At 63.0% G+C, this 24,881-nt stretch carries 25 protein-coding genes; 10 read left to right on the top strand and 15 right to left on the bottom strand.

The annotated features are described in order from the left end of the window. Positions 1-7: 7 nt before the first annotated feature. The 7 genes from VSX56_RS08930 (at position 8) to VSX56_RS08900 (ending at position 7,779) form a co-directional block, all read left to right on the top strand. On the top strand, positions 8-3,013 hold the full coding sequence (locus tag VSX56_RS08930; RefSeq protein WP_350936506.1) for a monovalent cation/H+ antiporter subunit A: 3,006 nt from the start codon (positions 8-10) through the stop codon (positions 3,011-3,013). After that, the gene (locus VSX56_RS08925) at positions 3,013-3,354 is read left to right on the top strand and encodes a Na+/H+ antiporter subunit C (protein ID WP_350936504.1); all 342 of its coding nucleotides are present in this window, start codon (positions 3,013-3,015) and stop codon (positions 3,352-3,354) included. The genes VSX56_RS08930 and VSX56_RS08925 overlap by 1 nt, the downstream gene beginning before the upstream one ends. Next, the gene (locus VSX56_RS08920) at positions 3,354-4,994 is read left to right on the top strand and encodes a monovalent cation/H+ antiporter subunit D (RefSeq protein ID WP_350936502.1); all 1,641 of its coding nucleotides are present in this window, start codon (positions 3,354-3,356) and stop codon (positions 4,992-4,994) included. The genes VSX56_RS08925 and VSX56_RS08920 overlap by 1 nt, the downstream gene beginning before the upstream one ends. Positions 4,995-5,007: 13 nt before the next feature. Then, positions 5,008-5,499, top strand: a complete 492-nt coding sequence (locus tag VSX56_RS08915) for a Na+/H+ antiporter subunit E (protein ID WP_339114120.1) — start codon at positions 5,008-5,010, stop codon at positions 5,497-5,499. Next, the gene (locus tag VSX56_RS08910) at positions 5,496-5,765 is read left to right on the top strand and encodes a K+/H+ antiporter subunit F (RefSeq protein WP_339114121.1); all 270 of its coding nucleotides are present in this window, start codon (positions 5,496-5,498) and stop codon (positions 5,763-5,765) included. Before VSX56_RS08915 ends, VSX56_RS08910 begins: the two co-directional genes overlap by 4 nt. Before the next feature lie 8 nt (positions 5,766-5,773). Then, positions 5,774-6,274: a Na+/H+ antiporter subunit G gene (locus VSX56_RS08905; protein WP_339114122.1), complete on the top strand. Its 501-nt coding sequence runs from the start codon at positions 5,774-5,776 to the stop codon at positions 6,272-6,274. Positions 6,275-6,351: 77 nt separating this feature from the next. Further along, the gene (locus VSX56_RS08900) at positions 6,352-7,779 is read left to right on the top strand and encodes a tetratricopeptide repeat-containing sulfotransferase family protein (RefSeq protein ID WP_350936499.1); all 1,428 of its coding nucleotides are present in this window, start codon (positions 6,352-6,354) and stop codon (positions 7,777-7,779) included. 49 nt (positions 7,780-7,828) lie between these two features. Here the strand turns inward: VSX56_RS08900 and dapA are convergent, their stop codons facing one another. After that, entirely contained in the window at positions 7,829-8,701 is an 873-nt protein-coding gene (dapA, locus tag VSX56_RS08895) for a 4-hydroxy-tetrahydrodipicolinate synthase (RefSeq protein ID WP_339114124.1), read from the bottom strand. A gap of 147 nt (positions 8,702-8,848) precedes the next feature. Between dapA and VSX56_RS08890 the strand changes: the two genes are divergently transcribed. Beyond that, positions 8,849-10,813: a lytic transglycosylase domain-containing protein gene (locus VSX56_RS08890; protein WP_350936497.1), complete on the top strand. Its 1,965-nt coding sequence runs from the start codon at positions 8,849-8,851 to the stop codon at positions 10,811-10,813. On the opposite strand, the gene VSX56_RS08885 is transcribed toward VSX56_RS08890, so the two are convergent. Continuing rightward, positions 10,814-11,719 (bottom strand): DMT family transporter, encoded by a 906-nt coding sequence (locus tag VSX56_RS08885; RefSeq protein WP_350936495.1) that lies wholly within the window; start codon positions 11,717-11,719, stop codon positions 10,814-10,816. Further along, positions 11,719-12,402, bottom strand: a complete 684-nt coding sequence (gene mnmC2, locus VSX56_RS08880) for a tRNA (5-methylaminomethyl-2-thiouridine)(34)-methyltransferase MnmC2 (RefSeq protein WP_339114127.1) — start codon at positions 12,400-12,402, stop codon at positions 11,719-11,721. The genes VSX56_RS08885 and mnmC2 overlap by 1 nt, the downstream gene beginning before the upstream one ends. Positions 12,403-12,470: 68 nt before the next feature. Between mnmC2 and VSX56_RS08875 the strand changes: the two genes are divergently transcribed. Next, positions 12,471-13,547, top strand: a complete 1,077-nt coding sequence (locus tag VSX56_RS08875; protein ID WP_350936492.1) for an NAD(P)/FAD-dependent oxidoreductase — start codon at positions 12,471-12,473, stop codon at positions 13,545-13,547. Positions 13,548-13,691: 144 nt separating this feature from the next. On the opposite strand, the gene VSX56_RS08870 is transcribed toward VSX56_RS08875, so the two are convergent. The 9 genes from VSX56_RS08870 to VSX56_RS08830 form a co-directional block, all read right to left on the bottom strand. Continuing rightward, positions 13,692-14,129 carry a molybdenum cofactor biosynthesis protein MoaE gene (locus VSX56_RS08870; protein WP_339114129.1) on the bottom strand — a complete coding sequence of 146 codons (438 nt, stop codon included), beginning with the start codon at positions 14,127-14,129 and terminating at the stop codon, positions 13,692-13,694. A gap of 1 nt (position 14,130) precedes the next feature. Beyond that, positions 14,131-14,382 carry a molybdopterin converting factor subunit 1 gene (moaD, locus tag VSX56_RS08865; protein WP_339114130.1) on the bottom strand — a complete coding sequence of 84 codons (252 nt, stop codon included), beginning with the start codon at positions 14,380-14,382 and terminating at the stop codon, positions 14,131-14,133. Next, a complete protein-coding gene (pgsA, locus tag VSX56_RS08860; RefSeq protein WP_339114131.1) occupies positions 14,379-15,002 on the bottom strand; it encodes a CDP-diacylglycerol--glycerol-3-phosphate 3-phosphatidyltransferase in 624 nt (207 codons plus the stop codon). Before pgsA ends, moaD begins: the two co-directional genes overlap by 4 nt. 41 nt (positions 15,003-15,043) lie before the next feature. Further along, on the bottom strand, positions 15,044-16,066 hold the full coding sequence (locus VSX56_RS08855; protein WP_350936542.1) for a lysine-2,3-aminomutase-like protein: 1,023 nt from the start codon (positions 16,064-16,066) through the stop codon (positions 15,044-15,046). 32 nt (positions 16,067-16,098) lie between these two features. Beyond that, positions 16,099-17,967: an excinuclease ABC subunit UvrC gene (uvrC, locus tag VSX56_RS08850; RefSeq protein WP_350936489.1), complete on the bottom strand. Its 1,869-nt coding sequence runs from the start codon at positions 17,965-17,967 to the stop codon at positions 16,099-16,101. 338 nt (positions 17,968-18,305) lie between these two features. After that, positions 18,306-19,082, bottom strand: coding sequence for an SDR family oxidoreductase (locus VSX56_RS08845; RefSeq protein WP_350936487.1), 777 nt, complete (start codon positions 19,080-19,082; stop codon positions 18,306-18,308). 28 nt (positions 19,083-19,110) lie between these two features. After that, the gene (locus VSX56_RS08840; RefSeq protein ID WP_350936484.1) at positions 19,111-20,052 is read right to left on the bottom strand and encodes a calcium/sodium antiporter; all 942 of its coding nucleotides are present in this window, start codon (positions 20,050-20,052) and stop codon (positions 19,111-19,113) included. A gap of 10 nt (positions 20,053-20,062) precedes the next feature. Then, complete coding sequence (locus VSX56_RS08835) at positions 20,063-20,248, bottom strand: hypothetical protein (protein ID WP_339114134.1); 186 nt, start codon at positions 20,246-20,248, stop codon at positions 20,063-20,065. A 1-nt stretch (position 20,249) separates the two neighbouring features. Beyond that, positions 20,250-21,089, bottom strand: coding sequence for a S49 family peptidase (locus VSX56_RS08830; RefSeq protein ID WP_339114135.1), 840 nt, complete (start codon positions 21,087-21,089; stop codon positions 20,250-20,252). Between the two features lie 102 nt (positions 21,090-21,191). Here VSX56_RS08830 and fdhD point away from each other — a divergent pair, with 102 nt between their 5' ends. Further along, entirely contained in the window at positions 21,192-21,968 is a 777-nt protein-coding gene (gene fdhD, locus VSX56_RS08825; RefSeq protein WP_350936481.1) for a formate dehydrogenase accessory sulfurtransferase FdhD, read from the top strand. Here fdhD and VSX56_RS08820 read toward each other — a convergent pair. The 3 genes from VSX56_RS08820 to VSX56_RS08810 are packed head-to-tail and all read right to left on the bottom strand — an operon-like array spanning position 21,961 to position 24,875. Continuing rightward, the gene (locus tag VSX56_RS08820) at positions 21,961-22,503 is read right to left on the bottom strand and encodes a GNAT family N-acetyltransferase (RefSeq protein WP_350936479.1); all 543 of its coding nucleotides are present in this window, start codon (positions 22,501-22,503) and stop codon (positions 21,961-21,963) included. The genes fdhD and VSX56_RS08820 overlap by 8 nt on opposite strands. 18 nt (positions 22,504-22,521) lie before the next feature. After that, a complete protein-coding gene (locus VSX56_RS08815) occupies positions 22,522-22,836 on the bottom strand; it encodes a hypothetical protein (protein WP_350936477.1) in 315 nt (104 codons plus the stop codon). A 29-nt stretch (positions 22,837-22,865) separates the two neighbouring features. Continuing rightward, positions 22,866-24,875 (bottom strand): OmpA family protein, encoded by a 2,010-nt coding sequence (locus VSX56_RS08810; protein WP_350936474.1) that lies wholly within the window; start codon positions 24,873-24,875, stop codon positions 22,866-22,868. Positions 24,876-24,881: the final 6 nt, after the last annotated feature.

Genomic DNA, 24,881 nt, shown 5'->3' with positions numbered 1-24,881 from the left:
GAGAGCAATGTCACCAGCCTTAATTGCCGTCTTGCCATTTCTGGGGGCGCTGCTTCCCGGCGTCTTGATCCGCACCGGAAGAAATACCACAGCGATATCGGTTGCAATCTGCTCCGGCCTTGCGCTTCTGGGGCTGCTTTTGCATTTGCCGGAGGTCATGGCGGGCGAGGTGGTCCGCACGAAGATCGACTGGATGCCGTGGCTCGGCCTCAATGTCGAATTCATGATCGACGGGCTGGGAATGCTTTTTGCCACGCTGATCCTCGGGATCGGGCTGCTGGTGATCCTTTACGCACGCTATTATCTGTCCTCGAAAGATCCGGCGGGCCAGTTCTACACCTATCTGATGCTCTTTCAGGGCGCGATGGTGGGTATCGTTCTGTCCGACAACATCCTGCTTCTGTTGATCTTCTGGGAACTGACCTCGCTGTCCTCCTTCCTGCTGATCGGCTATTGGAAGCACCTCCCCGAAGGGCGTCAGGGCGCGCGTATGGCGCTGACCGTCACGGGGGCAGGCGGGCTTGCAATGATCGCGGGGATGATGCTGCTGGGCCATATCGCGGGCAGTTACACGATCTCGGATATCCTTTCGGCGAAAGACGCGATCCAGTCCTCCGATCTCTATCTTCCGGCGCTGATCCTGATCCTTTTGGGGGCGTTCACGAAATCGGCGCAGTTCCCGTTCCATTTCTGGTTGCCGCATGCGATGGCTGCGCCCACGCCGGTGTCGTCCTACCTGCACTCGGCCACGATGGTGAAAGCCGGTCTCTTCCTGATGGCGCGGCTCTGGCCGGTGCTCTCGGGGACGCCGGAATGGTTCTACATTGTGGTGACGGTCGGGCTGGTCACAATGCTGATTGCCGCCAAGATCGCGATCTTCAAGGATGATATGAAGGGGCTTCTGGCCTATTCGACCATCTCGCATCTGGGGTTAATCACCTTCTGCTTCGGGCTTGGCACGCAGGCGGGTGTGATCGCCGGTGTCTTCCACATCATTAACCACGCGACCTTCAAGGCCGCGCTCTTCATGACGGCGGGTATCGTCGACCACGAGGCCCATACCCGCGATCTCAAGCGCCTTGGTGGCTTGCGCAAGCTGATGCCGGTGACCTTCACCATCGGCACCATCGCGACGCTCTCGATGGCGGGCATCCCGTTATTCAACGGCTTCCTGTCGAAGGAGCTGATGCTCTACGAGGCGGCCAAGACCCCGTGGCTGGGCAATGAGTGGCTGATCCCCGTGCTGGCCACCATCGCGGCGCTCCTGTCGGCGGCCTATTCCTTCCGCTTCATCTGGCACGGCTTCATGGGTCCGGTGCGCGACGACTATCCGCATAAACCCCATGACCCGGGCTTCGGCATGTGGGCAAGCCCTGCTTTCCTCGCCTGCCTTGTGCTGCTGATCGGCTGCTTCCCCTTCCTGATGGATCCGTTCGTGGCGATGGTCTCGGAGGCCGTGATCGGCGCCCCGCTCGACGAGCATCTGCATCTGGCGATCTGGCACGGGGTGAACGCGGCGCTGATCATGTCGGTCATCGCGGTGATCGGCGGCATCATCGTGCTATCGGCCTTCAAACCGCTGCGGGCGATCTGGGACGCGGTTCCGCGCCCCGATGCCAAGGCGATGTTCGACTGGGGCATGGTGCGCTGTGCCTGCGCTGCGCGGATTTTCACCTCGGGCCTGCATAACGGCTCGATGGCGCGCTATCTGCTGATCTTCTCGGCGGCGGCGCTGGCGATCGGCTTCTGGGCATGGACCACAGGCAGCCAAGGGCCGCAGACCCGCGAGATGCTGCCCGTCAGCCCCGTGGCGCTTGTCGGTTGGATCATGCTGGTCACCGCGACCATCTGTGTCGCGGCCTTCCACCGCAACCGCTTCCTCGCGCTCGTTCTGGTGGGGATCGTGGGACTGATCGTGTCGATCTGCTTCATCTATCTCTCGGCACCCGATCTGGCGCTGACCCAGATCTCGGTCGAGGTGGTCACCGCCGTGCTGATGCTCTTGGCGCTCAATTTCCTGCCCAAGGTCACAGCGGCCGAAACCAGCAATCTCAAGCGCCATTTCGACAAGATCTTCTCGGTGGTCGTGGGGCTTGGCACAGGCTCGCTGATCTATGCGCTGATGATGCGCGATTTCGCCTTCCCCTCGATGTCGGAATACCATCTGGCCAATAGCTACAATCTTGCGGGCGGCGATAATGTGGTGAACGTGATCCTCGTCGATTTCCGTGGCTATGATACCTATGGCGAGGTCACCGTGTTGGGGATCGCGGCGCTGGTGATCTTTGCGTTGACCGAGGCGCTCCTGAACGGCACCGGCTCGCGCAAGCTGATCGCATGGCGTCCCGATATGCTGCGCGCAGGCGACAAGCACCCGATGATGATGCTGATCGCTACCCGCGTGATGATGCCCATCGCGCTGGTCTTCGGCCTGTTCATCTTCCTGCGCGGGCATAACCTGCCGGGCGGGGGCTTTATCGCCGGTCTGATCGTCGCGATCGCGCTGGTGATGCAATATATCTCCTCGGGCTTTGCATGGACGCAGGCGCGGCAGAAGATCTATTACCACCAGCTGATCGGGCTGGGCGTGCTGGCCGCAGGGATCACCGGCGTGGGCGCATGGTTCAACGGGATGCCCTTCCTGACCTCCGATTTCGGCTATTTCAAACTGCCGTTCCTCGACAAGTTCGAGCTGGCGACCGCTATGGGCTTCGACCTCGGCGTGTTCTTGGGCGTGGTGGGCTCGGTGCTTCTGGCCCTTGGCGGGCTCTCGCGTCTGGCGCGGCGTGCCGCCCTGCCGACCGAGGAACGTGCGGCCCATATCCTGGCCGAACGCCCCGAGGCACGCACCGTGGCCGAGGTCGGTATCGAGAACTTCCCTGAAGGATCGGTCGTGCCGCGGCGCTGGCTGGAACGGCGCGAGGATGGCAGTTTCGAGGAGCGTCACCTGATGGAGCGCGCGACCGATAGGCCTAATCAAAACGGGCCCAACAAGAATGAGGGAGACCACTGATGGAAGCCTTGGTTGCAAGCGCAATCGGCGTGATGACGGCGGCGGGGATCTACCTGATCCTGCGGCTCAGGGTCTTTCCGGTGGTTCTGGGCATGACGATGCTGTCTTATGCCGTGAACGTCTTCCTCTTTGCGACGGGGCGTCTGGCGGTGAATATGCCGCCGATCCTGCAGGAGGGCGTCTCGACCTATACCGACCCGATTCCGCAGGCCCTCGTGCTGACCGCTATCGTGATCAGCTTCGGGATGACCTCGGTGACGGTGATGCTGGCGCTTGGCGCCTTCATCGAGGCGGGCGATGACTATATCGACCTCGATGACGATAAGGAAAAACAAGACTGATGCTGGGCTTCTTTGATCAACTCGTTATCGCGCCCGTGGTGCTGCCGGCCTTTCTGGCGCCCCTGATCGTCTTGTGGATGCGGTTCGACCGCACAGCCCAGCGGGTGTTCTCCATCGTGGGGATGCTGGCGCTGGTCGCGATCTCCCTCACGCTGATGGTGCGCGCTTCCTCGGGCGTGCCGGAGGTCTACCGCCTTGGCGCATGGGAGGCCCCATTCGGGATCGTCCTCGTGCTCGACCAGCTCTCGGCGCTGATGCTGGTGCTGACCTCGGTGCTGGGGCTGGCGATCGCGCTCTATGCCATCGGCTCGGGCTGGGACAAGCGCGGCTGGCACTTCCATTCGCTGCTCCAGTTCCAGATGATGGGCATCAACGGTGCCTTCCTGACAGGCGATGCCTTCAACCTTTTCGTCTTCTTCGAAGTGCTCTTGATTGCCTCCTACGGGTTGATGATCCACGCGGGCGGGCGTGACCGGCTGAAGGCCGGCGTGCAATATGTGGTCTATAATCTCGCCGGTTCTACGCTGTTCCTGTTCGCGCTAGGGACGATCTATGCCACGACCGGCACGTTGAACATGGCAGATCTGGCGCAGAAAGTGGCCCAGATGCCCGCAGGCGAGGCCGCGTTGCTGCGCGTGGGCGCGGCACTGATGATCCTCGTCTTCGCTGTCAAGGGCGCTATCGTCCCCTTCCAATTCTGGCTTCCCGGCACCTATTCCAATGCCCCGGGTCCAGTGGCTGCGCTCTTCGCGATCATGACCAAGGTCGGGATCTATGCGATCATCCGGATCTATACGCTGGTCTTCACCCCCGAAAGTGCGGTGGGTTCGCTGGCCCATGACGTGCTGCTGCCTGCGGCGGCGCTGACGCTGATCATCGGGATGGTGGGCATTTTCGGCGCGCGCGATCTGGGGCGCCTCGTGGCCTTCTCGGTGATCGGCTCTGTCGGCACCATGCTGTTGGCCTTCGCGCAATTCACGCCAGAGGGCACGGCGGCAGGGCTCTACTATATGGTCCATTCGACGCTGGTGGCGGCGGCGCTGTTCCTTGTGGCCGATATGGTCAGGGAACGCCGCGCCATCGGCCTGAAGTTGATCCCGCAGCCGGTGATCGCGCAGAACGGTCTGCTGGCCGCGATGTTCTTCATGGCCGCGATCGGGATGGCCGGTATGCCGCCGCTTTCGGGCTTCCTCGGCAAGCTGATGATCCTGCATGCGACCTTCGAGCAATGGTGGATTTGGGCCGCGATCCTGATCACCTCGCTGATCGCCATCGTGGGCTTCTCGCGGGCGGGTTCGACCGTGTTCTGGAAATGCTATGCGACCCCGGACAGCAAGGACGAGACCCCGCCGCGTCTGGGCGTCGAGGATGCCAGCTCGCCCGCATTGGCTTTTGTGGCCACGGGGGGGCTGCTGGCGGGGCTGGTTGCGTGGACTGTCTTCGCGGGGCCTGCCACGACCTATGTTCAGGGCATGTCCTCGCAGCTCTATAATAGCGAAAACTATATCTCCGCAGTGATGGACGGGGCCTATCAGCGCGCCGAAGAGGCGGCGGAGGCCGGTGCCCATCCGCATGGCGATGACCATGATGTGCAAGACAGTGCCCATGAGCCCGATCACACCGTGATCGACGGCCATTGAGGAGGGGTAGACTATGATTAGACGCATCCTTCCGCATCCGCATCTGACCGTTCTTCTGACGGTGGTGTGGCTCCTGCTGGCCAATGCCTATACGCTCAACTCGCTGGTCTTCGGCATTATCGTCGGGATCGTGATCCCCTGGGTCACCGCGCCCTACTGGCCCGACCGGCCCGTCGTGCGCAATATTCCGAAGATGATCGAATATGCGCTGATCGTGCTATGGGATATCGTGGTCTCGAATATCTCGGTCGCCAAGATCATCCTGTTCAAGCGCAATGCCGATCTGAAGCCGGTCTGGATCTCGATCCCGCTCGACCTTCACACGCCAGAGGCGATCACCGTTTTCGCCGGCACGATCACCATGACACCGGGCACGGTTGCGGCGGAGCTGTCGGCCGATGGTCATTCGCTTCTTGTCCATTGCCTGCATGAAACCGACCCAGAGGGCGCACGCGACGGTATGAAATCCCGCTATGAGGCCCGCCTGAAGGAGATCTTCGAATGATCACCTATGCTCTGATCTTCGCCATCGGCTGCTATGCGCTGGCGCTTCTGTTCAACCTCTATCGCGTGGTGAAATCGCCGGGCGTGACAGACCGTATTCTGGCGCTCGATACGATGGCGGTGAATGCAATCGGACTGTTTGTCTGTTTCGGGATCTGGGAAGGCACCGCGATCTTCTTCGAAGCCTCTATCCTTTATGCCATGGTGGGCTTCGTCTCGACGGTGGCCTATGCCAAATTCCTTCTCCGCGGCGATCTGATCGAGTGAGGTAAGATATGGAACTGTTTTGGGAAATTCTTGTCTCGGCGCTTCTGGTCATCGGTGGCTTCTTCGGGCTTGTGGGCTCGTTCGGGCTGGTGAAACTGCCCGATGCCATGACGCGGCTCCATGCGCCCACGATGACGGCGACGCTCGGGGTGGGGGCCTGCCTGATCGCATCGATGGTGTGGTTCGGTGCGGAAAAGGGCGAGCTGTCCCTGCATGAGCTGATGATCACGCTCTTCCTCTTCATGACCGCGCCGATCACCGCGCATTTCCTGTCCAAGGCGATCATGCTGCGCAACATTCCGCGCGAGTCCTTGCCCAAACCCACCGAGGGCGACTGGGCGGTCTACACGCCCCTGTCCGACACGGCGGCGCATGAGCTGGATGAAGCCGTGGAGATCGAGAAGGAGCGCGCCGAGAAGGCGCGTAAGAAGGCCATTCTCGAGGACGAATACGAGGGTGAGGTCGACGGAACCGATCCGGTGGACGAGGGCAAAGACAACCAGAAGTGATTCATATTAAATAAAGATCGGTGTGATCATTATAGGGGGCAGGCCGATGGTCTGCCCTTGATTTTTGGACGATAACGATGGACACACCCGATCTCTTTTATGATGAGGATGTCTCCCTCGCGAAAGCGGTTCTCGATGGAGATCATCGGGCCGCCTTACAGCGCATAGAGACACTCTGGTCGCAGAAGGGACCAAGTCCAGATCTGATGTTACAGGCGATCCGCAGCAGCTGGGCGCTTGGTCAGGATGTACAGGCCCGTAAGCTGGCGCAGGAAGGGGTGACCCTCTGGGCGGATCGCGCTCCGCTATGGGGGATCTACGCCGCGATCCTGACGGCATTCGGCGCTGTGGACGAGGCGGTTGCCGCCTATGACCGTGCCCTGTTCTATGCACCGGAGGATGTCCGCCTGTTATCCGGGCGCAACCGGTTGCGCCGTTTTCCCAGCTCCGGCCGCGAGGCACGTCGTCTCGAGGCCACCTGCGAGGACGAGAGCACCAGCACGCGTCTGCGGGTGAGCGCCGAATTCGCGCTTGCCGCGATCGAGGATGCCGAAGGGCAGTATGACCGTGCCTTTGCCCATTACAGCCGCGGCAATGCGCTCAAGATGCGCGGCTATGATCCGCTGGTGACCGAACAGCGTCTGGCCGACCAGCTGGAATTCTGTCCCGATCTGGCCGATCTGGCGGGGGCGCCGCCCGCGCAGGGGCCGCGTATGGTCTTTATCGGTGGTCTGCCGCGCTCGGGCACGACCCTGACAGAACAGATCCTCCTGCGCCATGATCAGGTCTCTACATTGGGCGAGGCGCCCGATTTCCGGCTTGCGATACTGGATCTGATGCGGTCCGAGCAGGCCAACGGCCGGCTCGTTGCGGATTACTGGAAGTGGTTCGGCGTGCCGGGACAACCGCTGGTCCGAAGTCTGGAGGCGCTCTATCGCCAGCGGATCACCGAGCGGCGGGTCGAGACGCCGGTCCTTCTGTCCAAGACCCCGCTCGATCTGTCCCATGCGGGGCTGTTGCGGGCCATGCTTCCCGAGGCGCGGTTTATCGCGCTGGACCGGCATCCGCTGGATCTGGGGCTGTCTTTGTTCGTGACCGATTTTGCCAATGGTCACGGATTCAGCGAACGGTTGGACTGGATCGCTCATATGATCCAGCTCACCGACCAGTCGATGCGGGACTATGCGCAGAAGCTGGGGCCTGTGTTCCGCATCCAGTCACTGCAAGCGCTGATCGATTATCCCGAGCAGCAGATCCCGCAACTTCTGGATCATATCGGTCTGCAGATGCAGAGCGCCTGCTTCGACCCGAAAGCCGCGGTAGGGGCCGTGCGCACGGCCTCCGATTTGCGGGTGCGCCGCGGGATCAATCGTGATGGTGTAGCGCGCTGGCGCCATTACGAGGCCCATCTCCAGCCCTTGATCGAGGCATTGGGGCGGGACTGGATCGCCGAGTGGGAAGAGCGTGATGCTCAAGCCGCGCCCCGCCTGAACAAGGCCTCCTGACGAAAAAAGGCGCCCCGGGGGGCGCCTTTGATGCCGTTCCGTGCGAGGTTCAGAGAAGCCCTGCGAATTCCATCGCCTCGTCGATACGGGCCTTGACGCCATCGCTCAGGCCGACCAGCGGCAGGCGCACCTCGTCCGAGCACAGCCCCAGACGCGACATTGCGTATTTCGCGCCGCAGACGCCCGGTTCGAGGAAGATGGCGATATGCAGTGGCATCAGCTTGTCGGAGATCTCGAGCGCGCGGGCCCAGTCACCGGCCAGTGTGGCGTTCTGGAACTCGGAGCAGAGCTTCGGGGCCACGTTTGCGGTGACCGAGATGCAGCCGACGCCGCCCATCGCGTTGAAGCCGAGCGCCGTGCCATCCTCGCCCGACAGCTGCAGGAAGTCCTTGCCGCAGGTGATGCGTTGCTTGGCCACGCGCATCAGATCGCCAGTGGCATCCTTCACGCCGACGATCCGCGGCAGCTTGGCCAGTTCGCCCATGGTTTCCGGCGTCATATCCACGACCGAGCGGCCGGGGATGTTGTAGATGATGATCGGAATATTCGAGGCATCATGCATCGCGGTGAAATGCGCGATCATACCGGCCTGAGTGGGCTTGTTGTAATAGGGCGTCACGACCAGCGCGCCATCGGCGCCTGCGGCCTGCGCGTGCTGGATCAGCTCGATCCCCTCGCGGGTGTAATTGGAGCCGGCACCGGCGATGATCTTCATGCGCCCTGCGGCAACCTTCACGACCTCGGCCACGACGGTGTTATGCTCGGCATGACTGAGCGTGGGCGACTCGCCGGTGGTGCCTACGGGCACCAGACCGTGACTGCCCTGATCGGCATGCCAGTCGACGATCTTCTTGAGCGCGTCCAGATCCAGCTCGCCGTCCTTGAACGGCGTGATGAGGGCGGGGTAGGACCCTTTGAACATGACACGCTCCTTTGCAGTGTTGGGTATCCGAACGGAATCGTCGGGTTAAAATCGGGCGGACATTATGCGAGCTTGGCGCTCTTGCCAACTTGTGAATTGCACTGGCCTGTCACTATGGCACACAAGAGGCCAAGCAAAGAGGATCCCATGCATCGAAAGACCCTTCTCGCCAGCCTGATCGTTCTGACATTCGGGGCGGTTTGCGCCCTGCCGGACGTTGTGCATGCCGAAGACGCTCCTCGAGATGCTGGCGAGGCATTGGCGCAGGCGCTCGAACTGGCCGACCGGAAGGACTGGCCGGCGGCACAGGATGCGGCGCGCCATTCGGGCATGGTGGGCTTTGATCTGATCGAATGGGAGCGGCTGCGCGCGGGCGAGGGCAGCTTCCGCGACTATGCCGATTTCTCGGCCCGCAGACCCGACTGGCCGGGTATGCCGCTGCTGCGTCGCAAGGGCGAGGACAAGCTTGAGGGTGTGAGCCCCGATCAGGTGATCTCCTATTTCGCGCAGCACAAGCCGCAGACGGGCACGGGATCGCTGGCGCTGATCGCGGCCTATCAAGCCAGGGGCGAGAGCACATCCGCCGCGACCGAAGCCGAGAGGGCATGGCGCCATCTGGATCTGAGCGCGGACGAACAGCAGGCCTTTCTGGAGCGCTATGGTGTGTTGGTCGCGCCCTCGAATGGCGGGCGGATGCAGGCGATGCTGGACCGGGGTGATCTGACACAGGCGCGGCGGATGCTGGATCTGGTGCCGCCCGGCACCAGGGCCGTGGCCGAGGCCCGTATAGCACTGCAGGCGCGGCGCGACGGTGTGGACGGGCTCGTTGATGCGGTGCCAGACTATATGATGCATTCCTACGGGCTTGCGCGGGATCGTGCGGTCTGGCGCTGGCGCAAGAGCCTTGAGGACGGGGCGGCGGAGCTGATCCTCGGCTGGTCGTCCTCGGCCAAGAAACTGGGTGACCCCGAGATGTGGGCCGATGTGCGCAAACGGATGGCGCGTTGGGACATGCGGCGGGGGGATTTCCACCGCGCCTATCGCGAGGCCGCCAATCACCATCTGAAACCCGGCGGCTCGGATTATGCCGAGCTGGAGTTCCTTGCAGGGTTTGCGGCGCTGAAGCTTGATGATGCTCCCACGGCGCTGCGCCATTTTCAGGCGCTCTCGGCGGCCGTGGGCAGCCCGATCTCGCAATCGCGGGCGGATTACTGGCGGGGTCGCGCGCTCGAGGCGCTGGGGCGCAAGGCCGAGGCCGATCAGGCCTACGGGGCGGCGGCACGCTACCAGACGGCCTATTACGGGCTGCTGGCCTCGGAGAAGATCGGCAAGCCTCTGGACCGCGCTCTGGTGCAGCCCGATGCCCTGCCGGACTGGCGGGCGGGGGGCTATGACCAGAGCTCGGTGTTCCAGGCGGCCCTTCTCCTGCATGCTGCGGGCGATCAGACTCTGGCTGAGCGGTTCGTGCTGCAATACGAGGAGAATATCGACGATAGCCGCATTCCGGGGCTGGTCGATCTGGCGCTCGAATGGCGCGATCCCTATCTGGCGCTGCAACTTTCCAAACGTGCCGCTCTTAACGGGACCATTCTGGTGGCGGGCTATTTTCCGATCCCCGAGCTGAGAACCCATGATCTGGCCGTGCCCGAAGAGCTTGCCCTGTCGATCGCGCGGCGCGAGAGCGAGTTCAACCATACGGTGGTGTCCTATGTGGGCGCGCGGGGCCTGATGCAGCTGATGCCCGGCACCGCCAAGATGATGGCCGCCAAGCTGGGGGTCGACTACCGCCCCGATGATCTGACCAGGGATGTCACCTATAATATCCAGTTGGGGTCGGAATATCTCAAGGGGCTGCGCGACGAATTCGGCAATTCGCCCCTGCTGGTGGCGGCAGGCTATAATGCGGGGCCGGGTCGGTCGCGGCAATGGATCGAGGAGATGGGGGATCCGCGCGCGCCCGGCACCGATGTGGTCGACTGGGTCGAGATGATCCCCTTTGACGAGACGCGCAACTATGTCATGCGCGTCTCCGAAAGCCTGCCGATCTACCGTGCACGGCTGGGCGAACCGCCCGTGCCCTTCACGCAGGAGCTACGCGGCAACGGCCCCTGATCAGGGCTTGACCGCCGGAGCGGGCGGCACGGGGTCGATGTTCTTCTGCGCCTGCCGCCAGAGCGTGAACAGCCCCGCCAGCACCACGAAGCAGGCGCCGATGGCCACATTGGTGCGCAGCACATCATCAAAGACCGCCATGCCGATCATCGCGCCCCAGACGAGCTGAAGATAGCTGAAGGGCTGGATGGCCGAGGCCTCGGCCATCTCGTAGGCGCGGATCATCAGGGCATGGCCCAGAACGCCGGTGACACAGAGGATGGCCATCCAGATCCAGTCGGGGCCGGACATCGGTTGCCAAAACCACATGCCGACGACGGTGGAAATGATCGCCCCGCCGACGGCAGTCCAGAAGATCGAAGTGTTGCTATCGTCCTTGTCGGCGACCTTGCGGGTCAGGAGCCCGTAGACCGCAAACATCACTGCGCACAGGAAGGGGAAGGTCGCCGCCGGCGAGAAGACATTCCCCGAGGGTTTGAGGATGATCAGCACGCCGACAAAGCCGATGCCGATCGCGGTCCATCGCCGCCAGCCAACCTTCTCGCCCAGCACGGGGCCGGAAAGGGCCGCCACGATCAGCGGATAGCAGATGAACACGGCATGGGTCTCGATCAGGCCCAGCATCACGAAGGCCGCGATCATCACATAGATTTCGAGCACGAGGAAAATCGCACGGATCGCCTGCATCCACGGGTGATGGGCGCGGATGGCGCGCGCCAGCCCGCCCTGCTTGCGCCCCGCAAGCCAGATCGCAAAAAGCGCAAAGAACCAGAAGCGGATCATCACGACCATATAGGTGTTGTAGGTGTCGGCCAGATGGCGCGAGATCGCATCCTGCGCCGCAAAGACGATCGTCACGATGATGATCAGGATCGCCCCGAGTTTGTTATTGTTCTGGACGGCCATCACGCGGATTCCTTCGGGACGAGCTGTCCGCGTGACATATGACGTTTATTGCCGAAGCCCGAGACGCGCTCGACCTCAAACCCTGCAGCTTTCAGCGCGCGGCGCACGAAACCTGCGGCGGTATAGGTGGCGAAGGTGCCGCCCTGTGCCGTATGGCGGCCCACTTCGGCCATCAGATCCTCGCCCCAGAGTTCGGGGTTCTTGGCGGGCGAGAACCCGTCGAGATACCACGCGTCGGCGCGGCCCTCCCATCGCGGCAGAGCCTCGCGGGCATCCTCCATGAGGATACGCACCTGGATTTTGCCCAAGGTGAACTCGGTCTGCCCCTTCCCCCAGGCATCGATCAGCGGATCGGCAATGGCGCGGGCCTCGGGGAAGGCCTCGAGCGCGCGGCCCATCTCGGCGGCGGACATCGGAAATGCCTCGAAGCTGGTATAGTGCAGCGCCGCATCGGGGCAGGCCAGCGCCGTGGCCAGCAGGTTCAGCCCCGTGCCGAAGCCCAGTTCGGCAATCCGGAAGCCATCTTTCGCCCGCGCAGGCAGATCATTGCCGCGCAAAAAGACATGGCGGGTTTCCTCAAGCCCGTTTCCGAGCGAGAAATAGGGATCATCGAAGCGCGAGGACACAGGAATGGCCTCGTCGCGCCATGTCAGGTCAGCTTCACTCTGGTCAGTGCGGGTCATGCGGGGTAGGGCCTTGGATCAACAGGGCGCCGGACGCCCGAGCGGGACAATGCAGAAAGGCAAAGGCAATGACAAGCGGGCTTAGGGTCAATCCGGTCAGCCATGTCGGCGATCAGGTCACGGTGCGGGGCGCGGGGGTCTTCGGGCTTGCCTGCGCCTTCGAAATGGCGCGACGTGGCGCGCGGGTGCGGGTAATCGATATCCATGGCGTCGGGGCCGGTGCCTCGGGCGGCACGGTGGGGGCGCTTGCACCCCATGTGCCCGAGAACTGGAATCCCAAGAAGCAGTTCCAGTTGGAAAGCCTGCTGATGGCGGACGCGTTCTGGTCCGATGCCGCGCGGATCGGTGGCGGGGATGCGGGCTATGCCAGGATCGGCCGCCTGCAGCCGCTGGCCGACGAGGCTCAGATCGTCCGCGCCAGAGAACGCGGCGAGAACGCGAAGACGCTGTGGCAGGGGAAGGCGGTCTGGGAGGTGGTGCCAATGCGGGAGTTCGGCCCCCTCGGCTTTGAAAGCCCCAGCGGATATGTGGTGCATGATACCCTCAGCGCCCGGGCCTGCCCGAGGGCTACAGGCGATGCACTGGCACGGGCGATTATTGCTCTCGGCGGTGAGGTCCTCATCGGTGAGGCCGAAGAGACAGGCCCCGTGCTGCATGCAACGGGCGCGGCAGGACTGCAGGATCTGGGCCTGCAACTGGGCAAGAACGTAGGCGCAGGGATAAAAGGTCAGGCGGCGGTCTTTGCCTTCGACGCTGGTGACATGCCGCAACTCTATGCCGAAAGTCTGCATATCATCCCGCATTCCAATGGAACGGTGGCAATTGGATCGACCTCCGAGCGCGCGTATGACAACGCCCACCGGACGGACGATCAGCTGGAGGCGCTCATCGCCAGAACCCGCCAGATCTGCCCCGAACTGGCCGGAGCCGAAGTCGTGGACCGCTGGGCAGGGCTACGCCCCCGCGCCAAAAGCCGTGCGCCGATGCTGGGCGCTTGGCCTGACCGTGCAGGGCATTTCATTGCCAATGGCGGGTTCAAGATCGGCTTCGGCATGGCGCCCAAAGTCGCGCAGGTGATGGCCGATCTGATCCTCGAGAACAGGACGCAGATCCCTCAGGGCTTCCATGTCGAGGATAATCTCTGAGGAACGCGGAGGGGCTTTGCCCCTCTTCGGCTTCGCCGAATTCACCCCAGGATATTTATGGACGCTGGAAGTAACGGTTTTCCAGCGTCCATAAATATCCCGGGGGAGGCGGGCCTTGGCCCGACGGGGGCAGAGCCCCCTCTTCTACCAGCGATCTAGGGCGACCTCGTCGCTCTGCTTCGCGGCGACCCATTCGCTCCGATCAGCGAAATGCTCTTTTTTCCAGAAGGGCGCGCGGGATTTCAGGAAATCCATCAGATAGTCGGCCGCCTCGAAAGCGGCCTTGCGATGGGGACTGGCGGTGGCCACCATCATGATCTCGTCACCCGGCTCCAGCCGGCCAATCCGGTGGATGATGGTCACATTGGTCAGCGCCCAGCGGGTCTGCGCGTCTTCGGCGATCTTGACCAAAGCGCGTTCGGTCATGCCGGGATAATGTTCCAGTTCCAGTGCTTGTAATGTGCCGGTGTCGTCGCGCACGATCCCTGTGAAGCTGACCACGGCACCCGCACGGCCGCCATGGCCGAACCCTTTCAGCTCTGCGCCCAGATCGAACGGGGCCTCCTGCACCAGAACGCGCATGTCACCCTCCTGTCATCGGCGGAAAGAAGGCAATTTCGCGAGTCTCGCCAAGAGGTGTGTCGAAATCGGAGAGTTCTTGATCGAGCGCCACCCGCAGCGCCGTCAGATCGGCCAAGGCGGCGGCATGATAGTCGCTGCGGGTGCGCAGCTCCTCGACCAGTTCCGCCGCAGTCTGCGCCTCTGTCTCTACGGTTTCGCGGGCCGCGCCGATCCGTTCGCGCACCCATGCGAAATAGACCAGTTCGCGCTTCATTTCGGGCCTCTCAGATAGGGTAGTGCCTTGCGGAAATAGTCCCAGCCGGTGATCGCTGTCAGGATGGCCGCGATCCAGATCAGCACGATCCCTGCATGGGTGGCCAGATCGGCGGGCGTCAGGCCGGTGGGCAGGTCGCCCTCGCCCACGCGCGGCGGGCGGCCCGTTTCGACATAGGTCAGCCCTGTGCCGAGGAAGAGGATGGCGATTGCCACCATTTGCGCCGTGGTTTTCCATTTGGCGAGTCTGGTCACTTTCAGCTTGCCGGAATCGGTACCGAGGAACTCGCGCAGCCCTGCCACGAATGTCTCGCGGAAGAGGATGACCGTCACCGGCAGGATGAGCCATGGGTTCATCCCCGAATACCCCGTGAGGATCACCAGCGCGATCACCACCATCGCCTTATCGGCGATGGGGTCCAGCATCGCGCCGAATTTGCTCTCTTGGCCCCAGGAGCGGGCCAGATAGCCGTCGAACCAGTCAGTGATCGCCGCGACGATGAATAGCGCAAGGGCCAGAAAATCCGCCCAGGGGCGGCTGAAATACAAAAACATCACCGCAACACCGGGGGCGGCAACGAGCCTCAATACAGTGAGGATATTGGGAAGGGTCCACGTCATGGGGGCAAGTTAACCGCGTCGTTCAGGAAGGGGAAGGGGCTTCACCTTTTGGGGTCAAGATAGTCGTGAATCCGGCCTTGCCAATCGGTGACTTTCCAATGGCCCGAGGATTGTTGCGTAAAATACTCGGCCGAGACGGGCACTTTGCCAAAGCCGCCCGGAATATCGAGCACATAGGTGGGCAGGCAATGACCCGAAATCCGCCCGCGCAGGGCGCGCATCAGGGCACGGCCCTCATCGATCGTAGTGCGGAAATGCGAGGTGCCGCGGGCCAGATCGCAGTGATGCAGGTAATAGGGCTTCACCCGCAGGGCCGAGAGCGTGGTGAAGAGGTCGGCCAGCGCCTGCGTGCTGTCATTGACCCCGCGCAGAAGAACCGATTGCGAAATCACTGGGATGCCCGCATCGACAAGCCGTGCAAGGGCTGCGCGGGCATTGGGGGTCAGCTCGGCGGCGTGGTTGGTATGCAGCACCAGCCACGGCGCAAGGCGCAGGCTGGCCAGCAGCTGTGTCAGCTCGGGGGTGATACGCTCGGGGGCCACGACCGGCACGCGGGTGTGGAAGCGGACCATCGCGAGATGCGAGATGGCATCGAGCCGCGTCAGCACATCGCGCAGACGGCGCGGCGACAGGGTCAGCGGGTCGCCCCCTGTCAACACCACCTCGCGCAGGGTAGGGGTGGCGGCGATATAATCGAGCGCGGCATCCAGTTGGGCAGGTGGCAGCGGGCCGGTCTCGCCCACGGTCTCGCGACGGAAGCAGAAACGGCAATAGACATCGCAGGTCTTGGTGATGTGCAAGATCACGCGGTCGGGATAGCGATGGGTCAGTCCTTTGACCGGCGAATGCGCCTGATCGCCGATCGGGTCGGCCAGTTCTTCGGGAAGAGTGGTGAGTTCGGCGGCTGTCGGCACGAATTGCGCGGCAATCGCCTGATCGTCCATCTGCATCTCGGGCGTGATGCGGATACGGAACTCCTGTGCGACCCGCGCCAGTAGGGCAGGGTCTTCGGTACTCAGTCCGGCGGCGGCCAGATCATCGGGGGTGGTCAGCGCGTGGGTCATGGGCTGCGCGCTACGCCCCGGCGGCCAATCGGTCAACCCTTCTCGTTGAAGAAGTTGTAGACGGTCTCGGCGGTGGCCTCGGAAATGCCCGGAACTTCCATCAGGTCGGTCAGCCCTGCGCGGCTGACCGCCTTGGCCGAGCCGAAATGCGTCAGCAACGCCCGTTTGCGGGTCGCGCCGATGCCCGGGATTTCATCCAGCGGATTGGCGAGATTGGCCTTGGCGCGTTTGGCGCGGTGGGTGCCAATGGCCCAGCGGTGGGCCTCGTCGCGCAGGCGCTGGATGTAATAGAGCACCGGATCCTGCCGCGGCAGCGCCATGACGGGGCGGCCCGTGCGGTAGAATTCCTCCTTGCCCTGATCGCGGTCGATCCCCTTGGCCACGCCGACCATCGGCACATCGGCCACGCCCAGATCATCCATGATCTCCTGCACCGCCGAGACCTGCCCCGCGCCGCCATCGATCAGCAGTAGGTCGGGCCAGGCGTCGGTCTTGCGCTCGGGGTCTTCCTTCAGAAGGCGCTGGAAGCGCCGCGTCAGCACCTCTTTCATCATGCCGAAGTCATCGCCCGGAGTGACCTCGGTATCCTTGATGTTATATTTGCGATACTGGCTTTTGAGGAACCCTTCCGGCCCCGCCACGATCATGCCGCCCACGGCATGGGCGCCCTGAATATGGGAGTTGTCATAGACCTCGATCCGCTCGGGGATCTTGGGCAGGGCAAAGGCCTCGGCCACGCCCTTCAGCAGTTTCGCCTGTGCCTGGCTTTCCGACATCTTCCGGCCAAGGCTCTCGCGGGCATTGCGATGGGCGTTCTCCACCAACTCGGCCTTCTCGCCGCGCTTGGGGACCAGAATCTCGACTTTGCGCTCGGCCTTTTGGGAGAGCGCCTCGGTCATCAGGTCCTCATCCTCGATCGGATGCGACAGCAGGATCTGTTTGGGCGGTGGACGGTTGTCGTAGAATTGCGCCAGAAACGCCTCCAGCACCTCTGCCTCATCGGCACCCGAGCCCGTCTTGGGGTAGAAATCGTGATTGCCCCAGCTTTGATTGGCACGGATGAAGAAGACCTGCACGCAGGCCTGCCCGCCTTCCATATGCAGCGCCACCACATCCGCCTCGGCCACGCCGCGCGGGTTGATGCCCTGCGATTGCTGCACATTGGTCAGCGCCTTGATCCGGTCGCGCAAAGCGGCGGCACGCTCGAACTCCATATCCTCGGAGGCAGCCTGCATCTGCTCGGCCAGCTCGCGCTGGATCGAGGTGGTTTTACCCTCGAGGAAGCGCTTGGCATCCTCCACGAGCTGGGCGTAATCGGCTTCGGAGATCTTGCCGACACAGGGCGCCGCGCAGCGTTTGATCTGGTATTGCAGGCAGGGCCGCGTGCGCCCCGAGAACTGGCTGTCCGAGCAGTTGCGCAGCAAAAACACCCGTTCGAGATGGTTGAGCGTGCGGTTCACCGCCCCCGCAGAGGCGAAGGGGCCGAAATAATAGCCCTTCTGTTTGCGCGCCCCGCGATGCTTGGTGATCATCGGGAAAGGATGGTCGGTGGGGATCAGAATATTGGGGAAGCTCTTGTCGTCGCGCAGGAGCACGTTGTAGCGGGGCTTGAGCTGCTTGATGAGGTTCTGTTCCAGAAGCAGCGCCTCGGTCTCGGTGCGCGTGGTCAGGAACATCATGAAGCGCGTTTCCGAGATCATCCGCGCGATCCGTGCCGAATGACCCGAATGGCGCGCATAATTCGACACGCGCGCCTTCAGGTTGCGGGCCTTGCCGACGTAGAGCACCTCGTTCTGGGCATTCAGCATCCGGTAAACGCCGGGCGATGAGTCCAGACGTTTCACATAATCGGCGATCAGATCATGGCCGCGCAACGGGGCAGGCTGTGCATTGTCGTTCAAGGTAACCTCGTTCCGGTTGTCCTAAGGGGAGTTAATCATTCACCCCCGATTTTTTAACCATCCGATTCTATTGATCTCTTCGCTCCCCTTTCGGGAAAAGCAAGAGTGGAGACTTTCCACGACTCTTGTGGATAAGCTTGTAGATATCCGCGGGGAAAGCACGAATTTGCCTTGTAACACTGGCATGTCATTGCTTTGCCCGTTTTTTGTGCATTTTTGTAGCCATTTGAATCCAAAGGAAAAATAATTTTCCTGCTGTAACAGGCTGAAAAGATTAGGACTTTGGTAACCGTTTGCAGGCGCGGCTCTGGCGAATATTAACGCGGTTTTGCGCGTGATTATTCCGTTCCCAATATGTCCGGCGTCTGCCAGCCCAGATGTTGTCCGCCATCGGTGCAGATCAGCTGTCCGGTGACCGATTTGGCGTCCATCAGATAGGTGAGTGCCGCGCAGATATCCTCGGGGTCGGAGCCGCGTTCGAGGATGGTGGACTGGCGCTGTTTGGTGAAATGCTCGAGCGTCTGGCGCCCGCCCTGCAGCGTCGGCCCCGGTCCGATAGCATTCACGCGGATATCGGGGGCAAGCCCCATGGCCGCCGTGCGGGTCAGTGCCCAGAGCCCCATCTTGGCCAGCGTATAGGTCGAGAATTCCGGCGTCAGCTTTCGCACCCGCTGGTCGATCATATTGATCACCATCGCCTGCGCACGCGGCTCGCCCGCGCTGCGATCCGCCTTGGGGGCCTGTTCGGCAAAGGCCTGCGTCAGCACATAGGGCGCGCGCAGATTGGATTCCATATGCCGGTCCCAGCTCGTGCGGGTGGCCGTGTGGATATTGTCATATTCGAACACGGAGGCATTGTTGACCAGCAGATCGATCGAGGCACCGAGCGCCTTTGCCGCCGCAGGCAGCAGCGGCACCACCTGAGCCTCGTCCAGGAGATCGGCCTGCAGGGTGACCGCGCGCACGCCATGGGCGCGGCAGGCCCGAGCCGTGTCCTCGGCTTCGGCTTCCGAGCCGTGGTAATGGATGGCCACGTTGCAGCCACGGGCTGCCAAAGTCAAAGCCATCGCGCGGCCCAGACGTCTGGCTCCGCCGGTGATCAGGGCATTGTGCATGGTTTTCTCCTCCGGCACGCTTAGGATATCAGGCGACGATTGCCACCACATAGCCGATATAGGCCAGTGTGAACGCGATGCCCGTCATTCGGCCGAGCGATTTCCTGAAGAAGATGAATGGCCCGAGAACGAGGGTCGCTGCAAGCATGACCCAGAGATCGACGCGCAGCATTTCCGGCGGCACCGGCATGGTGCCGAAGAGCCCCGCGATGCCCAGAATGAACAGCAGGTTGAAGATATTGGAGCCGATGACATTGCCCAGAGCGACATCAGCACGGCCCTTGAGGGCGGCCGAGATCGAGGTGGCAAGCTCGGGCAGGGAGGTGCCCACCGCTACCAGCGTCAGCCCGATCACCGCATCCGAGATGCCCATGGCGCTGGCAATATCGGAGGCGCCCGAAACCAGAAGATTGGCGCCGATCGGCAGGCCGATCAGCCCGAGGATGATGTAGACCGCAATGGCGCGACCGGTGATGCTGTCCTCGGCACCTTCCACCTCCTCGTCATCGCGGTCACGGCGATGGCCGAGCGCCTGCAGGATCTGGCGGGTCAGGATCGCGCCGATGGCGACAAGCAGCACCACAGCCTTCCACCATGTGATCGGCCCCGAAAAGGCCAGCGCGATGAACAGCACGGTCGAGCCCAGCATCATCAGATAGCTCTCGCGCGTGTCATGGGTATGGGTATGGATCACAGAGATCAGCGCCGGAAGCCCCAGCACCAGAAGGATATTGGCCGTGTTCGAGCCGATGACATTGCCAAGCGCGATGGAAGGATTGTCATTGAGGACTGCCGTGATCGAGACCAGCAACTCGGGCGCGGACGTGCCGAAGGCCACGACGGTCAAGCTGACGATCAACGCCGGAATGCCGAGCCGGAGCGACAGGTTCACCGCCCCCTTGACCAGCCAGTCGCCTGCGAACACAAGCAGGACAAGTCCCGCGACAACCATTGCGATATCTATCAGCACGAAGGGCTCCTCAGCCTTTTGAAGAATGATGGCCACAAGGGCAACGCCCCGAGCCGATCTTGGGACGCCCGCAATCGGGGCAGCGTGTCTTGCCAAGGCGCTTTGCGCCGGGCAGACCTTTAGGAAGGCGCAGCCTGCCGAACATGGCCAGAACGGCCATGACGAGCAGGAAGATCGCCATCACCTTCAGAAGCATCCTAGAGCCCGTAACGGGCCCGGAGGGCGCGTTCCTCTGCTTCGAGCAATGCCGCGCCGACCGCCTCCTGCGCGATCTGGCTGCCGAAAGAGGCGCCGAAACGCTTGAAGATGGATTTCTTCTGGGTGAAGGGGATCAGCCGGACCTTCTCGCCATAGAGCTCCTTGAGCTTGGGCACCGCATGCGAGAGGCCGTCAATCAGGCCGGTGCCCTCGGCCAGTGCCTGACGGCCCGTCCAGACATCACCGGTGAACAGATCGCGTTCAGTGGTCAGGCGCGTTCCGCGGCGGGCGCGCACATGGTCCTTGAAGCTTTCATGCATGTCTTCCAATAGAGCCTTCAGCCGGTCGATATCTTCGGGCTTTTCAGGACGGAACGGGTCCATGAAGCTTTTCGAGCCGCCCGCCGTATGCACGCGCCGCTCCACGCCATGCTTCCCGATAAACTGGTCGAAGCCGAAACCCGAGGAGATCACCCCGATCGAGCCCACGACCGAGGTCGGATCGGTCCAGATATCATCCGCTGCACAGGCCAGCCAGTAGCCGCCCGACGCGGCCACATCCTCCACGAAGGCATGGACCGGCACGCCGGTTTCATCGGCCAGACGCCGGATCCGGGAAGCGATCAGCGCGCTCTGCACAGGCGATCCGCCGGGCGAGTTGATGATCAGCGCCACTGCCGTGGGTCTGGCCTTGCGGAAGGCGCGCTCGATCAGCGGGCCCACCGAGGCATCCGAGAGCCCCGCAGATCCGGGACGGGAGATGCCGATCGCCCCTTGCAGGCGGATCAGCGCGACGCGCGGCTCTTTGCGCCGCAGGGGGAGAAGGGCTTTGAAATCCATGGTGGGGGATGTAAGTCCTCGGACAGAGCCCTACAAGCAAGCCGCTGTCCTTTTCGTGAAGTTTTCGCATAATCGCCCGCACAGAAGGGCAGGGAGGTCCGCATGATCCAGCCAATCCGTCAGCAGACTCTGGCCATAGGTGCCACCGGAGCCGCAGAGCCGCTGATCGAGCCTTTAATCGAAGAGGTGCCGGTGGCGCTGGTCTTTGACGGGGTGACACAGGCCGTGATGATGGCGACCCCCGCCGATCTGGAGGATTTCCTGCGCGGATTTGCTGTAAGCGAGGGGATCATCGCACAGGGCGAGAGCCTGACCGGCATCGAGATCGTGCCCCAGTCGCGCGGGATCGAGGCGCGGGCATGGTTGCCTGCAAGGGCGGGCGCGGCCTTCCGCGACAGGCGGCGCGCGATGGCGGGGCCGGTAGGATGCGGGCTGTGCGGCATCGACAGTCTTTCACAGGCGCTGCGCGAGGTGCCTCACAGAGCCTACCGGCCTGTGCTGGGGCTTGCCGAGGCAGCGCAGGCGCTCGACGCGCTGCGCGAGGCGCAGGTGCTGCAGGACGAGACCCGCGCCTGCCATGCGGCGGGGCTCTGGGTGGCGGGTGGTTTGCGGCTCTGTCGCGAGGATGTGGGACGCCATAACGCGCTCGACAAGCTGATCGGGGCGGTGGGAGCTGTGCCCGAGGGAGCTGCTATCATCATGACCTCGCGGATCTCGGTGGATCTGGTGCAAAAAGCCGCGATGATTGGGGCGGGCGCGATTGTGTCGCCCTCGGCCCCCACGGGGCTGGCAGTCGAGGAGGCGCGTATGGCGGGGCTCCAGTTGATCGCACGGGCCCGCCACGCGCCCGAGGGTCGGGCTGATTACACCGCTATCTGACCTTGGCATACATCCAGCAATCGCGGGGCGTATCGGAGATGTTCGGATGCAGGAAATAGCGCCGTAACACGCCCTCACGTCTCAGCCCCGCCTTTTCCATCACGCGCGCCGAGGCCGTGTGATCCTTGTCACAAAAGGCCTCCGCACGGAAAATATCAGGATGCGAAAGGGCGTGATCCACCAGCCAGCGCAGCACTTCCGAGGCACAGCCCTGTCCCCAAGCGCTCCGGCGCAGAACATAGCCGTAAGTGACGCGGTGCCGGTGAAGATGCGGGTGGAAGAGCCCCATGAGGTCGCCGGGCGCGCCTTTGGCAAAGACCACCGCCGGAAACCCCGTACCCGCGTCCCACTCCTTGCCGCAATTGGCGAGATAGGCGCGGGTGTCGGCCAGTGCGCCATGCGGGCGCCAACCAACGAAGCGCGTTACTTCGGGGTCTTGGACATAAGCCTCAAAGATCGCAGGCGCATCCTCGGGCTGGACGCGCCGGAGCGCATAGCGATCTGTGGCGAAAGTCTCGGGCAGGCAATAGCGCATGGGATCTGCCCGCGTTCTTTAGCTGTCGAGTTTGGCGCGCAGCTCTTCCGCATCTCGGCGGGCATCGCGCAGACCATCCATGGCGGCGCGTAGCTCCGCTTCGGACTGGTGCAGCTGGTTGGTCAGTTCCGCTTCGCGATGCTCGATATAGGCCAGGGCACGTTCGCGGGTATCCTCGGCCTCGTGCAGGGCATGGGCCATCTGTTCCAACTCGCCCATATCGGCTTTACTCACGCGGGTCAGGCGGTGCAGCAGCCAGCAGGCAAACCATCCCAGGCAGAAGGCGATGAAAAGAATGATGGCTGTGGCAAAAACGAATTCGGTTCTGTTCATATCATAGGGTCCCGCGGGCTTTCATCCGGTCATTTCTTGGAAGTATCGAGATCGGCCGGACGCAGCTTCGGCTTGGCCGGTGATTGCGCCGCAGGGGCCACGGATACCGCGGCATCGGCAGAGGTATCCTGTGTGCCGCCGACCTGATCGGCCTGCGCCTCGCCCTCGGCGGCTTCCTCGACGATGGGAGCCGTCGCGGTGGCGGTCGCTTCGGGCAGGGTCTCGCCGGTATCGAGCGGCTGCTCGTCGAGCAGGGTGAACTCGATCCGGCGGTTTGCCTCACGGCCCGCTTCGGTGCCGTTATCGGCAATCGGCTGGGTCTCGCCAAAGCCTTTGGCCGTCAGGTTGCGCACCGAGACGCCGCGGTCGGCCAGCGCCTGCAAGACGGCATTGGCACGGTCTTGCGACAGCGAGAGGTTCATCTGGTCGCGGCCCTGGCTATCGGTATGGCCATCGACCTCCAGCTTGTAATCCTCGCAGTTCTGGTAGGCTTTGGCGAGGGCGGCGATCGGGGTGGCTCCGGCGGCATCGATCTTGGCCGAGCCCGGCTCGAATGTGATCTTCTGGCTGGCGAGCACATTGTTGAGACGGGTGGCGCATTCCGTGCCCGAGGGCAGGCCCAGAACCGGATCGAGGCGGCGGTCATAGCGCACCGACAGATCGATCCGCGCGGCCTCGCCGAGCGCCTTGGAGAGCGAACGCGAGATCTCGTCGCTGGCCTGTGCATTGCCCGAAATCCCCGAGACGCGCAGGATATCGGGACGCACGGTGATCTGCCCCGTATTCAGCTGGTCGAGCGCGGCAAGCCCCGCCATGGTGCGCACGCCCCAATCGGCGGGCAGGGCGTCATCCACACGGGTGCTGCCCGAGACACCTTTCGAGCCGAACTGCGCGCGGGCATAGTTCTCGATCATGTCGCGCTGGGTCGCATCCTTGACCCGTCCGCCGATCTTGATCTTGCCCGAGGCGTCTCGCGAGGCGGAGAATTGTGCGATCTGCGCCTGTTCCTGTTTGGGTTTCTCATGCACCGATTGCAGCGAGAAGACATCGGGAAGGTTGGTTTCCAGATCCGCCACGGCCTGATCGAACGCGTCATTGCTGACGGAGGCGGGCACATCGAGTGCGATATCGGTATCGGAATAGGTGATCGTGCCCGCGCCCATCTGGCCGACCGCGGCGATGCCCATGGCGGTCGCATCGGCCCAGTCGGTCGAGGGCACGCCCATCCCCACGGTGCAGCCCAGATCGCCGCTGGCACCCGCCGCTTTGGCAGCCGCCAGGATCTTGGTCTTGGCACGGTCGGTATCGGCCGAGCAGGCGTCGAACCGCGCGCCCTGCTCATCCTTGATGAAGCGCAGCGTGAAGGGCGTGATCACCGGACGCGGGGCCGAGATATTGTAGCTCAGGTCCAGCCCGTCGGGTTTGCGGCGGGTGAGCGCCGTCTCGATGTCGGATTTCTCGCGCTTTGAGGAGGTGATCGCAGTGACCGACACTTTGCCTGCCTCGACCGAGATCTTCGAATGCGGCAGGCTGGCGAGTGTGTCCACGGCGAACTGGTAGGCGGTGTTCCAGCCATCCGGCACCGGATAATCGGCCTCGTCGAGCATGTCGACCACCTCGCCGCCCTGCGTGAAGGACGACACTTCGTCCATCAGCGCCTTGCGGTCGGTCGAGCTGGGCACCAGCCCGATCAGCGAGATCCCGTCATCATTGCGCAGGATCTCGAGCGAGAAATCGGGCGCGGTCAGATCGGCGATCTTGGTCACATCGGTATTGTCGCGGATACGGGTCGCATCGACGATCCCCGAGACCACCGCCATGGTGCGCAGGCGTTCGGCCTCCGAGGGGGCGGTGCCGCTGATCTGGACCTGAAGCCCGTCGGTGGCGACCTTGGCCCAGCCATGTCCCGAGGTCTCGAGGGCTACGCGCACCTCGGACTGGGTGCGCTTCTCGATCACAGTGGCCGAGCCACCTGCCACGAGTGCCGCGCAGACAAGTGCGGCACCAAAGGCTGTGGCGGTCAGGATCTTGCTTCGCATAAGGCG

The organism is Thioclava kandeliae (assembly GCF_040297545.1).
Taxonomy (GTDB): Bacteria; Pseudomonadota; Alphaproteobacteria; order Rhodobacterales; family Rhodobacteraceae; genus Thioclava; species Thioclava kandeliae.
The sequence above is the reverse complement of the archived record's forward strand: the minus strand, read 5'-3'. Positions and strand labels throughout refer to the sequence as shown.

Coding starts and splice junctions, on each gene's coding strand:
- VSX56_RS08930 (WP_350936506.1), top strand. CDS start 8: ATGTCACCAGCCTTAATTGCCGTCTTGCCATTTCTGGGGGCGCTGCTT.
- VSX56_RS08925 (WP_350936504.1), top strand. CDS start 3,013: ATGGAAGCCTTGGTTGCAAGCGCAATCGGCGTGATGACGGCGGCGGGG.
- VSX56_RS08920 (WP_350936502.1), top strand. CDS start 3,354: ATGCTGGGCTTCTTTGATCAACTCGTTATCGCGCCCGTGGTGCTGCCG.
- VSX56_RS08915 (WP_339114120.1), top strand. CDS start 5,008: ATGATTAGACGCATCCTTCCGCATCCGCATCTGACCGTTCTTCTGACG.
- VSX56_RS08910 (WP_339114121.1), top strand. CDS start 5,496: ATGATCACCTATGCTCTGATCTTCGCCATCGGCTGCTATGCGCTGGCG.
- VSX56_RS08905 (WP_339114122.1), top strand. CDS start 5,774: ATGGAACTGTTTTGGGAAATTCTTGTCTCGGCGCTTCTGGTCATCGGT.
- VSX56_RS08900 (WP_350936499.1), top strand. CDS start 6,352: ATGGACACACCCGATCTCTTTTATGATGAGGATGTCTCCCTCGCGAAA.
- dapA (WP_339114124.1), bottom strand. CDS start 8,701: ATGTTCAAAGGGTCCTACCCCGCCCTCATCACGCCGTTCAAGGACGGC.
- VSX56_RS08890 (WP_350936497.1), top strand. CDS start 8,849: ATGCATCGAAAGACCCTTCTCGCCAGCCTGATCGTTCTGACATTCGGG.
- VSX56_RS08885 (WP_350936495.1), bottom strand. CDS start 11,719: ATGGCCGTCCAGAACAATAACAAACTCGGGGCGATCCTGATCATCATC.
- mnmC2 (WP_339114127.1), bottom strand. CDS start 12,402: ATGACCCGCACTGACCAGAGTGAAGCTGACCTGACATGGCGCGACGAG.
- VSX56_RS08875 (WP_350936492.1), top strand. CDS start 12,471: ATGACAAGCGGGCTTAGGGTCAATCCGGTCAGCCATGTCGGCGATCAG.
- VSX56_RS08870 (WP_339114129.1), bottom strand. CDS start 14,129: ATGCGCGTTCTGGTGCAGGAGGCCCCGTTCGATCTGGGCGCAGAGCTG.
- moaD (WP_339114130.1), bottom strand. CDS start 14,382: ATGAAGCGCGAACTGGTCTATTTCGCATGGGTGCGCGAACGGATCGGC.
- pgsA (WP_339114131.1), bottom strand. CDS start 15,002: ATGACGTGGACCCTTCCCAATATCCTCACTGTATTGAGGCTCGTTGCC.
- VSX56_RS08855 (WP_350936542.1), bottom strand. CDS start 16,066: ATGACCCACGCGCTGACCACCCCCGATGATCTGGCCGCCGCCGGACTG.
- VSX56_RS08845 (WP_350936487.1), bottom strand. CDS start 19,082: ATGCACAATGCCCTGATCACCGGCGGAGCCAGACGTCTGGGCCGCGCG.
- VSX56_RS08835 (WP_339114134.1), bottom strand. CDS start 20,248: ATGCTTCTGAAGGTGATGGCGATCTTCCTGCTCGTCATGGCCGTTCTG.
- VSX56_RS08830 (WP_339114135.1), bottom strand. CDS start 21,089: ATGGATTTCAAAGCCCTTCTCCCCCTGCGGCGCAAAGAGCCGCGCGTC.
- fdhD (WP_350936481.1), top strand. CDS start 21,192: ATGATCCAGCCAATCCGTCAGCAGACTCTGGCCATAGGTGCCACCGGA.
- VSX56_RS08820 (WP_350936479.1), bottom strand. CDS start 22,503: ATGCGCTATTGCCTGCCCGAGACTTTCGCCACAGATCGCTATGCGCTC.
- VSX56_RS08815 (WP_350936477.1), bottom strand. CDS start 22,836: ATGAACAGAACCGAATTCGTTTTTGCCACAGCCATCATTCTTTTCATC.
- VSX56_RS08810 (WP_350936474.1), bottom strand. CDS start 24,875: ATGCGAAGCAAGATCCTGACCGCCACAGCCTTTGGTGCCGCACTTGTC.